This window comes from Bradyrhizobium sp. U531 (genome assembly GCF_051710265.1).
In the GTDB taxonomy this organism is placed as follows: Bacteria; Pseudomonadota; Alphaproteobacteria; order Rhizobiales; family Xanthobacteraceae; genus Bradyrhizobium.
Genome location: NZ_JASVEN010000001.1, coordinates 2,319,804 through 2,333,588, shown reverse-complemented (window position 1 = coordinate 2,333,588; position 13,785 = coordinate 2,319,804). Strand labels below are relative to the sequence as shown.

The following is a 13,785-nucleotide window of genomic DNA, read 5'->3' as shown; positions in this document are numbered from 1 at the left end:
TATTGTGGCCGCTGGGCGCGTCGCCGCAGGACGACGGGCTCGCCGAGGCGTTGTTACATGAGAGGCCGCGGTCGGCTGTCTCACGGATGACACGTCGGCACAGCGCGCCGCGACGAACGAAGGCGTTCGCTCGCGCCTAGTTGCTTGGAAAGAACAGCTCCGTCAGTTGGCCGACTGTGACATCGGCGGCCTGGTCGAGCAGGCCGCCCGCGTTGTGGCGCGCCGCCTCGCCGATCGAATTTCGCAGGTCGGCGTGCTGGGCGCGATACTCGTTGATCAGGATCGCGAGCGAAGCCATGTCTTGCTGGATCGCGGGGGCGGCCGGGGTATGCCCTCGCGACGCCGTGATCGTCGCGCGGTAGAGTTCGTCGATCCGTTGCCGGGCGGCTCCGAGCTGGGCGAGGACCGACGCATTGCTACCAGGCGCCGAGGCGAGACGTTTCAAGATTTCGAGATCCATCATCGCGCGCGCAGCTGCATCGGCCATCGGCTTGCGCGAGCTGTTGCCGCCTAATGTCAGCGGGTCTCTTGCCGCGGCCGAGCCGGGCGCGATCTGGCCTCGACGGTGGGCCAGTCTGGAGACGTATTCTCTCAATGCGTCCCGCGGCGCGCTCTTCCAGTCGCGCGAGGTCTGGTTCGCGAGCGCGGCCAGATCCTCCCAGGGTTTGATGACGCTGGGATCGGCATCGATTGCCTTGAGGTTCCGCGCCTGTGCGTTGGCGAGTTCTTCAAGTTCCCGAAGCGGGGTGCCGGACTCGAGCTCCGAACGGATCTCGGCGATCGCGTGCATGCGTTTGGCAACATCATCCAGGGACGCGTAAGCGCCGTCGCCCCGCATCCGCCAGGCTCCAAAGAGATTGCTGATGGCCCGATTGAGCCTGGTCAGCGCGTCGACATACTCCGCCGGATGTGCTTCGGATCGCCGAAACAGTTCGCGGGTGCGGTTGAAGTCGGCGAGGGCGCTGTCCACCTCGGCGTTGAGAGCCGCAAGGCTCATCGACAGCGATGGCGGCAGCTCTATGCCTTCGACGAATTTGTGCCAGTTGATTTCGGCCTCGGAGTGTGCGCCGCGCGCGGCCTTGGCTCTCGCCTCGACGTCCGGAGAAACGCGACCGTTCCTCTGCGCGTCCGCTCGCTCCTCGGCCTCGGCAATGTCCAATCGCAGGTTCGCGTCGGTCATTTCGGCCGCCGCGAGCCTGCTCAGCTCGCTGCGCTGCTCCGGCGTGAAGCCTTTGATCCCGCGGCTCGCATTAGCGCTCTCGTATTGCTTCAGACGTTCCGCGACCGATGGCGCGGCCGGCCTGGCGCCGTCCGATGTGGCCTCGGGATTTGCCGTCGGATCCGATGCCGCCATGATCTTGCCGAACGCGGAGGCTAGCTCCTCCAACCGTTTCACCGCGGCATCGCGCTGCGCGACCAGGGCCTCGTGGCGAGCCCGGGCCTGCGGCGTCGCGTTTCCGGCGCGCATGTCGCTTTCCGAATCCTGAACCGCCTGGCCGAGGCGGGCGACCCGCAAAGCCGCCTGCCCATACGCTGCCCGCACCTGCGCGGGATCATGAGGCACGTTCGTGGCATGCTCCGGCGCCGGGGCTGTTGGGGCGGCAACGACGGGCCGGATGGTCGGCGCCGCTGCCTGCGGGTGGTCCGCGCCAACAGGCCCGAACTCCAGCGCTTGGATCGGCAGGCGATCGTTCTGAGCGAGCGGGCCGATCGCCTCCCGGAAGGCAGCGACGATTTCACCCGCGCGCGGCTGCAATTCGGGAACGGATTCCGCGACCCGGCGGATCGCCGCGGAGAGACCGGTCTCGGTGAGTGCCAGCTGCTCTTGCCTGGCCATCCAGGACGACCATGCTTGCTCGAATGCATCACGCACGCCGCCGGGCGGAATGAGCTCGGCGAATTTAGGGCTCGTCCGGTAATCGGAAGCGGCCTTTCCAGCCGCATTCCAACGGATGCCTTCGCTTCCATGACCGAACTGCTGCGCGTCCAACTCGGTCATGCCGCGAAACTCGTTTCGATAGCCGGTGAGCCTGGCCTCGATCTCGTCCCTGTTCTGTCGCGACAGGTTGGGGTCACGCAACTGGACCCGAAGGCGTTCCACCGCGCGAGCCAATCCGGTGATCAGGGCTCCGCGCTCCTGGCGCAACCTGGTGCGTTCGTCCCGGGGAAGCGTGCGGTTACGGAGCCTTTGGTTGACGGCCTCGAAACCTCGACGAGTCTCTCCGGCCTCGGGGAGCGGTGCCTCCGCGGCCGCGCGAGCCTCCGGACTGACATATTGTCCTTTCGCATTCCGCTCGAATCCCCCTTCGAGCAGTCTGTTCTTGAACCTCCTGCTGAGCGCGCTGGTATTCGCGAGATCGGGTAGCTGGTGATATCCGTCGAGTAACTCGCCGAGAAGTCGATGCTGCGGAGATGTTCCGCCGGGGTCAGTTGCTTCAACGGCCCGCTCGAGCGCGCCCAGCGCGTCTTCAAGATGGTCGAGCACGTCGCCTCGGATGGTCCCATTGCCGGTGTCGGCTTCGCGCTTCGCACGCGCCATGGCGGCGCTCGCGGCCTGGCCGAGACGATCGAGCTGTTCGAGCTCCCCAGGGGAGGGGGTTCGTACCGGGCCACCGGCGACGGGCCGTGTCGTCGCCGACGGTTGCGCGCCCATCGGCGCCATGCGTGGTCGCTCCCGCGCTCCGCTGTCGATATCAATCACGTCTCCGCCGCTCCGTTGCGGTTTGCCGGTATTGGCGTGGCCACCGTCCGCGCCGGAGCCTCCGTTGCCACCGCTGCCAGGCGGGCGTGTGCCGGCGGGGCCGTCACCTGGAGGCTGATGTCCCGCGAGTTCGACCTGATGTGTCTGACCGATCTTATCGTGACCGGCGCCGGAGGCTGCGTGGGGAGCGTGCGTGCCGCTGGTGGCCTCGACCGGGCGGCTCTGCGCCAGTCGAGCCAGCTGCATTTCGATCGCGGCCCGCAGCTCCGCGAGCCGTGCGGCGGACTCAGCCGCGGTGCGCGCCCTTTGCGCGGCGACGCGGGACACCACCGCCGAAAAGACGAGCTGAAGGCTCTCGCTGGCCAATTGATCCGCCGACATCGCGCCGGCGTTGCGCGCCAACTCGATCGCGCCGTTGACGATCGCCGCATTGTTGGCGAGCTCGGCGGTCTTGTTCAGGGCATTGACGACCGGTCCCGTGCGGGCGGCCGCCGCATTGGCCCCGGCGGCGAGGCGTCCGGCCAGCTTGCCGCTGAACGCGCCGATGCTGCTGGCGTTCGCGGCGAAATTGAACCAGAGCGCGCGTGCGGCGGGATCGGCAAGCGAGACAGTCTGGCCATGGGCATGGCGGTCGAGCAACTCGCCGCCGGCGCGATACGTTCCCCATACGCCGCTGGCCACGCCGATCACCGCCAGTGCGGCGCCGCCGGTGCCGACGATCAGCAGGCCGCCGGCCACGATGCCGCCGGCGAAAGCGGCCTTGTCGACGATCTTTGCGCCGATGCTGGATTCGGGCGTCGGGCGATGCGCGAGCCGCAACGAATCCGCACGTCCCGCTTTCGGATCGCCGCTCACGGTCTGCAAATGCCCGCCCTCGGGGTAGACCATCAGGCCCGGCGGCAGCTTGTTGTTCTTCAGCCAGTCGTCGAAACTGTCATAGCTGCGACCGACGTGATCGACGAACTGGCTGCCGTGCGCGGTCTCGACGCGAAACAGCGAAAATTGCACCGGCCCGAATTCCTCGCTCGAGACCGTCACGGGAAGGAAGGTCACCTTCGGGTCGGGACCGCCGACCTCGCGGATCTTTGTAGCGACGAGCTGGACGCCTTCATCACGGCTGAACAGGGCGAGCTTGCCGGCGAGCATCGCATGCGATTGCTCCGTGTCGATCGGACGCATCGCGACGGTCTTGTCAGGATGGTGAGGCGCGTGGCCCATGGCCGCGCCGACGATGTTCTCCAGATCGACGCCCGACAGCTGCGTTGGTTCGTCGTTGCGGATCAGGGACGCTCTTGTCTGCATGATGCGGCTGATCAATTCCGGACTTGCCCATGGATCGCGTCGGACTCGGCTGACCGGGCCCGAACTCATTCTGATGTCGTCGAGGCCGGCAGCCGTCAGCGACGGATCCGACAGAAATGCGATCAGCGCCTCGTGCCGGGCTGCAGCCGGGATGGTATCCTCGTCGAGGCCGCCGAAGATCAGCGCCTGTCCATTTTCGGTCTTGAGGAGGTCAGCAAGACGCGCTTGCGCGGCATCGCGATCGGCGTCGCCATATGTTGCGTCTTTCAGCAGAAGATGCGCTGCGATCTGGGTCACAGCCGGAATGCGCAAGGGGTCGTTGCCTTGCGCGAGGACGGCCGAGTTGATCGGAAAGTCCGCGACTATCTTGAGCCCGAGTTGGCGTCGAAGCGGCGAGCCGCCATACAGCAGCTCGATGCCGCCCTGCGACCGCGTCAGGACCTCCTTGAGGCGGGTTGCGGCGGCACCAGCGTCACCGCTCGGACTCCATTCACGTGAGACCGCGATCGCGAGATTCGAGCCGAGTTGGCGCGCCTGACCGAAATCCCGGGGGGCGGTGAATTCGTGGATCGTGGTCACGATCTCTTTGGTCGCGACAGTATGGCTGGTGACGTTCAGCGCGGCCAGGATCTGATTCCGGGCTTCAGGCAACAGGCCAGTAAAGCGCCGCTCCTTGCCGCAGGCGGCATCGGCGAAGAGTTGGGCCTCGACGCGCTTCAACCGGGACAGCATTTCGCCGAGCTCGTCATCATGGTCTTGCAAGGTGTGCATCAGCGGCAGCACGAGTTCGGTCGCCTGCTGGTGACGATGCAGGTCCGGCGCATCCGGCTGGCGCTGCAGCTTGATGATGCGTTTGATCAACACTTGCGCGACGATGTCGCGCAACGCCGGATCCCGGTGGGACCGCTCGACGATCCTCTCGATGTCCGAAAAATCGCGGTCGAGCGCCCGATCGACCAAATGTCGCTGCTCGGCCGCCGACAACGGCCCCAATTCGGTGCGGCCAAGAAGTGCGTCGCCGAGCTCCGCGGCTGAGCGGTCTCCACCGAGCCAGCGGTCCATCGCGCGCAGTCGCGCATCCGTTGCGCTGGCCTCATGGAGGGTCGCGGCCGCGACGACCGGCTGCTTGCCGCGGGGCACGGCGGGCATCGACGGACCCTGACGCGGAAGCGGCGCGTTGCCCGGCGAGGAGATCCCGGGCTTGATTTTGTCCGGAGCCGGGGAGCTCGCCGTCGCAGGGCCTTCCATCCAGAGAGGTTCGTCGCCGACGATCACCTTTCGGGGGGCGGTGGGTGGCAGCGGCGACATCGGACCTCTCCCGGAGCTCGAAGCAATCCGGGGACAATCCGGAACCGCATCTCGGTACTGCACCCGCAGGCCATGCGCTGTACCAGGCGTGACAGCCCGTTCGCGTTCGGCGTGACGCTCTCCGCGAATGCACGTTCGAGGCCGTTGCTCGATCGGAGCGTGAGGTCAGACGCTATCCCGCCTGGTCCGCCGCTTCGCTGCCGTGTCGCAGATAGCTCTCCACCACGTCGCGCGCGCGGGGCAGATCGTTGAGCTGATAGAAGCACCGCGCCTTGAGATAGCGTCGCAGCCGCTGCGCATCGGTCATCGTATAGGCGCCGAAGCGTTCGATCGGATCGATGCGGTCGAGCTCGTCGAGGCAGGCCAGCGCCGCGCCCCAATCCTGTGCGAAGAAGCCGAGCACGGCACGCGCCAGCGTGACCGCGGCGGAATTGTCTCCGAGGACGTGCAGGGCTTGTGCGAGGGTGGAAGCGCGTTCTGTGAAGCCGTTCTGCGCCAGCACGTAGATGTTGAGCAGCAGGAAGTCGCGCTGCTTGACCGACAGCTGTCCCGCGCCGTGCGGCGGCTGGCCGTTGGGGGCGCGAACGGTGCGGGTGGCGTCCTTGACGCTCGGAAGGTTGGTCGGGCTCATGTCTAGCCGCGCAGCAGTGCGGCGAGCGAGCGGCGCACCTCCTCGTCGAGGCTGTTTTCGTCCTCGAGGCAAGTGGCCGCCTGCTCGAGCAATCCCTTGCGAGCACCGGTCTCCCGCTTCGCGCAAGCCGCGATCAGCTCCTGCGCCTGGAGGCGGACATCGGCCAGCATCGCCGGTTCGAGCAGATCCGGATCGAGGAATTCCGGCTGCAGCAGAGCCGGCAGGCGTTCATCGAGCGACGGTCGTTTCAGGACGTCGTCGAGCGGCTGGCTGACCGGCAGAAAGACCGGTCGCAGTCCCTTCTCCGGGGGGAGATGAACGTCGTCCCCCACCTGATAGCGGGATATGGTCTCCAGACCGACTTCGAGGCTTCTGATCCGCATAGGCGGCTCCGCTTGGCTGCAGCGTGGAGGAGGGGGCGACGACGGAAGGTCGCTCGCCCCGCACTCTCCTGGGATCCGCTAGCTGATGTTCCTGCCGATGCTGGCGAGAATGTCGCCGGCCTTCGACAATGCGTTGGTGGCCGACTGGAAATGCGTGGTGCGCTCCTTTTCCAGCGTGTTGATGTCGTTGAACTTGAGCTGGTTCTCCTGGCTGATCTGCTGCACCGTGTTGCTCAGCGTCGCCGAAAATTGGTCCCAGGTCGACTTCTGGAAATAGTTCAGCGTCTTGCCCGTATTGTCATAGAAGTCGAAACCGGGTCGCTTGACGCCGAGCAGATCTTCGATCGGGCTGGCGACGGTATTGAGTTCCTTTTCGAACATGCTGATGGCCTTGACCTGCGCCTCGCTCAGCGCTGGTGGAGTGAATTTGTTCTTGTCATCGTCACCGCCGTCGACCTCTTTTGGCTGTTTCAGCGTTTCGATCGCCGTGTGTGTGTCGAGGATCTTTCTGGGATCGACTTTGTCTCTGGTTCCGGGCAGAATTCCGGAATTGTTGCCGACGTCGCCGTGTTCGTCGTAGCCGAGCATCCCGCGTTTCTCGTCGTTCTTCGATGCATCGAACGTCGCGATGGTCTGGTTGATGAGCTCCTGGATCACGTTGTAGGTTTTCAAGAGCTCGTTGATCTGATTGATCTCCTCGGTGTCGGCGGCGTTGATGGCCTGGTCCTTGAGGTTGGCGCTGAGCTGGAACGCCGCCAGCAGGTTCGGCGCGTCGAGATGCTTCGTGAGCCCGACCAGCGTGCCGGTGTTGGCGATCTGCATCGCCGCATTGTCCGCCGCCAGGATCTGCTTTTCCGCGTTCACGAAGACGTCGATTCCGCGGTTGATCGCAGCGTTGCCGTCCAAGCTGATGACGCCTGTAAACTGGTTGGGATCGTTGAAAGCCGGCGCCGGCGGAGCGGCATTGACGGCTTTCCAGAATGCGGCGAGCCGATCGTACCGGTCCTTGATGGCCTGGAGCGCGGAGTTGATGTCGGTTAGTGAATAGACGCCGCCGGCGTCCACGCGCTTCTGGACGTTCTTGATCTCCTCCAAGAACGTTTGCTCAACCAGAGCCTCCTGGTCGGCGGTCAGGGGAGGGACCAGAGCTTGGCCAATGGCGTCTTTTGTCTTCTTGATCTGACCGTCCGCGTCCGCCTTGTTTCCCGTCATCCCCAATCGCGTTAGCGTGGCGCCGGCACTCGCGTCGATGGCGATCCGCTCCTGATCGTCCTTGGCCATGGTGGCGAAGTCCGCCTTCTGCAGGGACTCCAGGATGTAGACCTTGGTCTGGTCGCCAGAGAGGGTGACGTGGATCGCATCGGCTCCGGACCCGATGGTCAGGATACCGTGCCCATCGGCTTCGCCCTTGTGGCTATTGATGTACTCCGCCTGATACGCGCTATGCCAGGTTGCGAAGATATTCGCGGTGAGCGCGGAAGGCGGATCGTCAAAATGGGCGGGCTTGCCGGCCTTTGCGATCAGGCTGTCCGGCGAATCCGGATCGGGGCTGAGATCCGGAAATACCGCCTGGGCACCGGCATTGTTGATGGAGGGATCGAGCCCGGGGGTGTCGCCCAGCAGATTGTCGTAGGGCGTGTTCAGCGGCGGCGGCAGTTGCTCGCCAGTGGTCGGTTGGATGACCGGCGCATTGCCAAAGGCGCCGCTCCAGAAATCGCTCATGTCATATCCTCGAGATCAAAGATTGATGCGGGCGCGCGGGACGAACCCCCCGGCGTCCTGTTCGCCGAAATTGTGCTGTTGGCTGTTCCTGCGCAGGGCTGCGCGGCCGTGCTCGCGTGCCTTGTGGCCGAGACGGGTGAGTTGCGGCGGGGCGCCAGTCGTCGCCGATAGCAATTCGCCGACCCGGATCAGCAAACGGTCCATCAACGCGTCGACCTCGGTCATGTCGGCGCAATGGGGCATGGCCAAGATGATGCGCCTGGATTCGCCATCGGATGCGATCAGCGGCGCGGCGCAGATGTGGTCGAGCTTCATGCGAAGCTCACCGAGCACGCGCGCCCATTCCCGCGTTTCGCGGGAGGGGGGCTGGCCGTTCACGAAACCTTCGATATCCAAAAGCAGCATCCGTCGATTTGCGCGCGGTCGCATGGAGGGGAGCGGTCGGCGCCGCCAGCCTGGAGCCAGCGGGTATCACGCCGCTCTGCGCTGGCGTGTCATATAGGTGACAACCCGGATTGAATGATGATGGCTTGTCTGTTCGGCGAGCCCGCAGCGCGGGCACCGCGTCGCGCTGACGCGGCGTGGATGGGAAGCATCGCAGGAACTGATTTTCGAGTGTCGGCCGGCGCACCCGCTTCAGGGGGCGCGCCGAATGGGGCGTGGAGCTGCCGTTGGAAAACCGGGATATCGACATCGTGCTGGACCTTCTCGCACCGCGCGCAGCCGTCGCGAGCCTTGCGGCGCCCGCAGTCGCCGGAGCGATCGACCTGACACGACCGGATGTTGTCTTGCGCCGGGCGCGCGGCGCGTTCGAGGCCCGCCGGTGGAGCGGCGATCCGGTCGCCTCTGCCGTGCTGGCGCTCCTCCGGGACGACTGGAGCGATGGCGCCATCGAAGCCCTGCACGGAACGATCGTCGCGCGCCGGTCGGATATGGATTGCGGCGAGCCGTCGCTGCTGCTGCATGCCTGCGTGGCCGAGGCGTTTGCCGCCGAGGACATCGGCCGTGCCGCAGTCCTGCTCGCGACGCTTCATCATCTCCAGGCCGACGAGGCGGAGACGCTCTCGGCGCTGGCGTTGTGTGCTGCGCGCCTCGGTCATTTCGCGCAAGCGCTGCTGCTTGCCAATGAATGCCTGAAGCTGCCGCAGAAGCATCCCCGCGCCTATTGCATTGCCGGCTTTTGCGAGCTCGAGCGCGGCAACCGCAAGGCCGCGCAGTCGCTGCTGGCGGTCGGTGCCCGGATCGCGCGCGGGCGTCCGGACTTTGCCGAGATGCTGCGTGCCGCCCAGCGCGTGCTGCTGATTTTGCACTTTGCCTGAGGCCCGCGACGCCGGCCGCAGAGCCCAGCGACCTATTTGACGATCAACGGTCCCGGGCGAGGTTCCATGGGGACGCGCGGCGCCGGCGGACGAATGCGGAAGTCGCTGTAGGTCACGGGCTCGAGCGGCAACGGGCATCCGAGCTGCCGCATCTGATCGATGATGCGCAGGCGAATGCCGTCGGCGCCGCCGAGATGGGAGCGGGGACCACCTTCGTAGAAGTGCGCGACCAGATGCGCGCGGCGGTCGAAATTCGCGAGGTCGTTGTGGAGCGTGTAGCAGATGAGCACGAGCTGCGCCTTGGCCGGTGTTGCCGCGAGAACGAATCCGGCGGCCAGAAAGGCCAATGCGAAGGAGCGTTGCGATGACATGATTGATCCCCGTCGCGGAGCGCCGCGATCCGAACCGGCATCGCGAGTGCATTCCGCCAGCAACGAATGCACTCGCTCCAACGTCCGGATCCGCGACCCCGCCGATTACTCGATGTTGCGGGCGCAGGTCCGCAGCACGTCGGATACCGCCTTGAGCGTGTTGGTGCGCAAATTCGCGATGGTCGACCATGTGTTCATGGCCATCTGCATCGAGAACGCCTTCTCGGTGTCGGAGAGGTTGGCGTTCTGCTGGATGTTGCGGATGTCGTCCTCGATCTTGCTCATCTGGGTCTGCAGATGCTGCTGGTTCCAGACCAGGTCAAAGCCGTCCCGGTTGAGATAGCTGTACTTGAAACCACCCTGGGTGATGGTCGAGTTGTGATCCGAGCCCGTGTCGAGCGTCGGCGCGAAGTCCGATGATCCAGCGTTGGTTGAGCCGGCCATAGTCAGTTCTCCTGTGTTGCTCGCCGGGGCGATCCCGGCGAGGTTTCCTGCAGCATTGCTCGCGAGCGGAGGCTCATCGAGCGGGGGTGGCTCCCGTGACGACGTCGCGCGCCGCGGCGACGGCTTGGCCGATGGCCGTTGCGCGCGCGTAATCGACGGGAGAAGGTCCTGAGCGCTGAAATGCAGCGATCCGGCTGGCGATATGGTCGAGCCGCGCCAGCGTCGCCGCGATCACGGCGGGGCGTTCGCTGCCGTGCAGCCGCTCTTCGAGCTCGGTCATCGCGAGACCGGAGATCCCGTGGGGGTCGACGTCAGCCATCGCAGTCCTGCTCCATGGCGACGGTCTCCAGCGCCCTGCGGTCGACAATCAAAATCGCGCGATCCTTCGAGACGACCCATCCCGCGCGCTCCCACGCCTTCAAGGTCCGGTTGACGCTTCCGCGAGCGCCCCGCGCCATCAGGCCGATGTCGGCCTGGGTGACCATCGGTCCGATGCGCGGCACCGCCTGGCCGTCGTAATCTTCCTTGGAGCCGAGGCCGTCGGCGAGCCTGAGCAGCGCCTGGGCCACGCGCCCGTGCAGCGTCTTCAAGCTCATGAGGCGGGTGAGATCGACATAGGATCGGTAGCGCCGCGCGATCAGGTGCGCGATGCAGTCCTGGAGTTGAGGAAAGCGCCTGCAAAGCTCGTTGAACTTCACGGTGGAAAGGCTGCCCACGATGGTCGCTCCGACCCCGGTCGCCATGTCGCAATGCACGCCGCCGTCGAACACGCCGAGTTCGCCGAAACTCGCGCCGACCGGCAGGATCGCATACAGGATCGCAGACCCGTCATCGAGCACGTAGGAGAGGCGAACGTGCCCCGACATCACGAAATGGAGGTGTTGCGCGGGCTCTTCCTGGAGATAGATCACCTCGTTGTTGCCGTAGAGGCGGCGCGTCGACGCCGAGATCAGCGCGTCCCAGGCATCGTTGCCGACGGATACGAAATCGGAGGTGGACTTGAGCGCACGAAACCCCACGGCGCCTGTCGGCATGGTCGGGCGTGCCAGCGCGGCGGCGTCGGCATCGAACGTCGAGACTGCGCCGTGCGCGGTCGTCGCCTCCGAATTCAGGACGGCTCGATCATGTAAGGACACGCCAGTTCCCTGCGCCATAAATACTCGAAATCGTTCTGATGCTGAAAGACCTGATGTCCCGCAGCATCGCAATCATGTGATCCATCGAAGCGTCGTACGAACGTGATCCGTCGTCGGTGAACGGCGTCACGTTCCGAGGTGATCGAAGGTCGAAACCGACTTGCAGCAGAGGCGAACCTCCCGAAGTTGATGGCGAGTGCGCTCCTGTCGAAATGGCGGTCGCAATTGTCCAAGCAAACATGGAGCGCGTTTCATACTAAGAGAATTATCGGCAAACGCGCGCCGATCAATCCTTCGATCGGAGGATGGAGCTGGATGGTCGTGAAGAAGAACCGACGATCCTGAAATCGGTGTGGCCCACAAGCGGATCGGAATGCTGGCGATGGATGAATCGAAACTGTTCGACCGTGTCATCCTGAAGATCCTCAACGGCGTCCAGGTCGGCGCCGAGGTCTCACTTGTTCCCGGGGAATACTCGATCGGTTCCGGAAACGAGGATGACATCCAGCTGATCGATGTCAGCCTGCAGAGCGGCCAGGCAAGGCTGCGCATCACGCCGGGCAAGATCGAGATTGCTGGCGGCTCGGGCGGCGTGACGATCGGCGGAACAACTGATGTCGCCGCGGGCTCGGAGTGGCACGATGTCGAGCCGCTGGACATCATCACCATCGGCATGATGCGTCTCGTTCTGGCGCCGCCGAACGCCAACTGGACCACGCTGATCGAACAGAACGAGCCGAAGAGCGACGCGCGAAAGAAGCGGCTGCCTGCCTTTGCGATGGCGTTGCCATCCGTATTGAAGCTGAATGGCCGGACCCTGCGGTTGGCGATGCCGGTTGCGGCCCTGCTCGGAATCATCGGCATCGGCGCCGCCTATTTCATCGTCGGCGGCAGGGAGCACCCGGTACCGCGGGTGGAGCAAGGCGATACCGAGCGGGTGGCTCGCGCCGCGCTGGATCAGTTTCCCTTCGGCAAGGTGGTTGCGTTGAAGCGGGAGGTCGACGGCACCGTATACGCGACCGGCTTCGTCAAAGACGGCTTCGAGCGTCGCGCCCTGGTGGCGGCGGTCGAGAAGACCGGCGCGCAGGTCTATTTCCGCCTCGGCGTGCTGGAGGCGCTGAGGAGCGAGATCGAGGGGCTGATCAAGTCCGAGAAGATGCAGGTGAGCTACACGCTCTCGCCCGGCGGCGAGCTCACGCTGGACGGCGTCGTGCTCAACGAGGAGGTCGCGCGGCAATTCGTCGAAAAGTTGCGAGGGTCGATCGCGGGCCTGAGCGCTATCGAGTCCAGGATCCGGACCGGCCGGACGCTGCTCGATGAAGTGCAGAAAATCGCGCGCACGGCGCAGATCGATCAATTCGTGCTGCTGCGGCTCGACGGCGAAATCATCGAAGCGAGCGGCATCCTCCCGATCGATAAGATCGATTCCTGGGTCGGATTTCTGACGTCCTATTCGCGCCGGGCGAGCAAGGACATTCCGCTGCGGTCCTTCGTCCAGCTGCAGAAGCCGGACGGAACATTGGTGGGTGCGGCGACCTTGCCGGTCATGATCGGCGCGCAGGCCGGCGGCGACCGCGCGCTCGATCGCGACAAGCTGCTGCAAGGGCAATACCGCATCGACGATCTGTTCGCCGGCTCCACGCCGCAACTTGCGGCGGCGGATGCCAAGCCGACGGGATCGGTGAAGGCGGCGGCGAGCGGCATCGTGCCCGCGCGCGCCAGCGCCGATCCATTGCGCCTTGCCGAGCGCGCCAACCAGCTGCTGGTCGGATGGCGGAAAGGCGCTGACGATGCTCTGGCCAAGGACTTCGAATTCCTGCTGCAGCAGAGGCTTGCGATCGCGCGGCGTGGCAATGGCGGCGACCAGACCGACCGCGACAAGGCCGTGGAGAAGTACATGCCGCTTCTGGCAACCGGGAACCTGCAGGGGATTACCAACGCCTGCCGCGTCGGGTCGCGGCTGACGACCGAGAACCTGCCGACCGCGGTCTTCTGGCTCGACCTGCTCAGCATCTCGAACTCCTACTCGCTGACGGAGTTCACGCAGGAGGACCAGGCGTTCATTCTGGAGGCCGCGCTGGATCCGCGGCTGGCGACCGAATGTCTCTCGCGCCTGGGCGATGCTGCGCCGATCTCGCTCTATCTAAGCGAGGCGCCGCGCAATCCGGACTTCATTCGCTTCCTGCTGCGGGATTATCGGCCCTACGCCCTCGACGTTTCCGGCGCGAGCGTCGCCGGGAGCCGTTACGTGCAGACCCGCAGCGGCGAGCGGATGCGGGAGGGCGGAGCGCCCGACGGCGCGAGCCGTCTGGCGCTGGTGGGTGAGCTCGGCTCCGTGATCCAGCAGAAGAACGGTTACGCGACCATCATTTATGCCCAGCAGCTGAACTGGCTGAACCAGAAATAGGCTGTCATCTAGCGCACTCCGCACGGCGTCCTGGTGCGTTAGCCAGGTCTCAGCGGAGGTG

Annotated in this window: 11 protein-coding genes; 2 read left to right on the top strand and 9 right to left on the bottom strand. The window is 65.3% G+C overall.

Features of this window, described 5'->3' with window-relative positions:
- Nucleotides 1–136: 136 nt before the first annotated feature.
- From QRQ56_RS11500 to QRQ56_RS11480, 5 genes are all read right to left on the bottom strand, one after another.
- Entirely contained in the window at nt 137–5,311 is a 5,175-nt protein-coding gene (locus tag QRQ56_RS11500) for a DUF4781 domain-containing protein (RefSeq protein WP_438739864.1), read from the bottom strand.
- Nucleotides 5,312–5,483: 172 nt separating this feature from the next.
- Nucleotides 5,484–5,942 (bottom strand): hypothetical protein, encoded by a 459-nt coding sequence (locus tag QRQ56_RS11495; RefSeq protein ID WP_438739862.1) that lies wholly within the window; start codon nt 5,940–5,942, stop codon nt 5,484–5,486.
- Nucleotides 5,943–5,944: 2 nt separating this feature from the next.
- Nucleotides 5,945–6,325, bottom strand: a complete 381-nt coding sequence (locus tag QRQ56_RS11490) for a hypothetical protein (protein WP_438739860.1) — start codon at nt 6,323–6,325, stop codon at nt 5,945–5,947.
- A 78-nt stretch (nt 6,326–6,403) separates the two neighbouring features.
- Nucleotides 6,404–8,047 (bottom strand): hypothetical protein, encoded by a 1,644-nt coding sequence (locus tag QRQ56_RS11485; RefSeq protein WP_438739858.1) that lies wholly within the window; start codon nt 8,045–8,047, stop codon nt 6,404–6,406.
- Nucleotides 8,048–8,062: 15 nt separating this feature from the next.
- Entirely contained in the window at nt 8,063–8,452 is a 390-nt protein-coding gene (locus QRQ56_RS11480) for a hypothetical protein (RefSeq protein WP_438739856.1), read from the bottom strand.
- Nucleotides 8,453–8,718: 266 nt separating this feature from the next.
- Between QRQ56_RS11480 and QRQ56_RS11475 the strand changes: the two genes are divergently transcribed.
- Nucleotides 8,719–9,366 carry a hypothetical protein gene (locus tag QRQ56_RS11475; protein ID WP_438739855.1) on the top strand — a complete coding sequence of 216 codons (648 nt, stop codon included), beginning with the start codon at nt 8,719–8,721 and terminating at the stop codon, nt 9,364–9,366.
- A gap of 32 nt (nt 9,367–9,398) precedes the next feature.
- Here QRQ56_RS11475 and QRQ56_RS11470 read toward each other — a convergent pair whose 3' ends face one another.
- The 4 genes from QRQ56_RS11470 to QRQ56_RS11455 all read right to left on the bottom strand — a co-directional run bounded on the left by QRQ56_RS11470 (nt 9,399) and on the right by QRQ56_RS11455 (nt 11,317).
- Entirely contained in the window at nt 9,399–9,737 is a 339-nt protein-coding gene (locus tag QRQ56_RS11470; RefSeq protein ID WP_438739854.1) for a hypothetical protein, read from the bottom strand.
- Nucleotides 9,738–9,842: 105 nt separating this feature from the next.
- Entirely contained in the window at nt 9,843–10,181 is a 339-nt protein-coding gene (locus QRQ56_RS11465; protein WP_438739853.1) for an EscF/YscF/HrpA family type III secretion system needle major subunit, read from the bottom strand.
- 73 nt (nt 10,182–10,254) lie between these two features.
- Nucleotides 10,255–10,500 carry a hypothetical protein gene (locus tag QRQ56_RS11460; protein ID WP_438739852.1) on the bottom strand — a complete coding sequence of 82 codons (246 nt, stop codon included), beginning with the start codon at nt 10,498–10,500 and terminating at the stop codon, nt 10,255–10,257.
- Nucleotides 10,493–11,317, bottom strand: a complete 825-nt coding sequence (locus QRQ56_RS11455; protein ID WP_438739851.1) for a Crp/Fnr family transcriptional regulator — start codon at nt 11,315–11,317, stop codon at nt 10,493–10,495. The genes QRQ56_RS11460 and QRQ56_RS11455 overlap by 8 nt, the downstream gene beginning before the upstream one ends.
- 382 nt (nt 11,318–11,699) lie before the next feature.
- Here QRQ56_RS11455 and QRQ56_RS11450 point away from each other — a divergent pair, with 382 nt between their 5' ends.
- Entirely contained in the window at nt 11,700–13,724 is a 2,025-nt protein-coding gene (locus QRQ56_RS11450; protein ID WP_438739849.1) for a hypothetical protein, read from the top strand.
- Nucleotides 13,725–13,785: the final 61 nt, after the last annotated feature.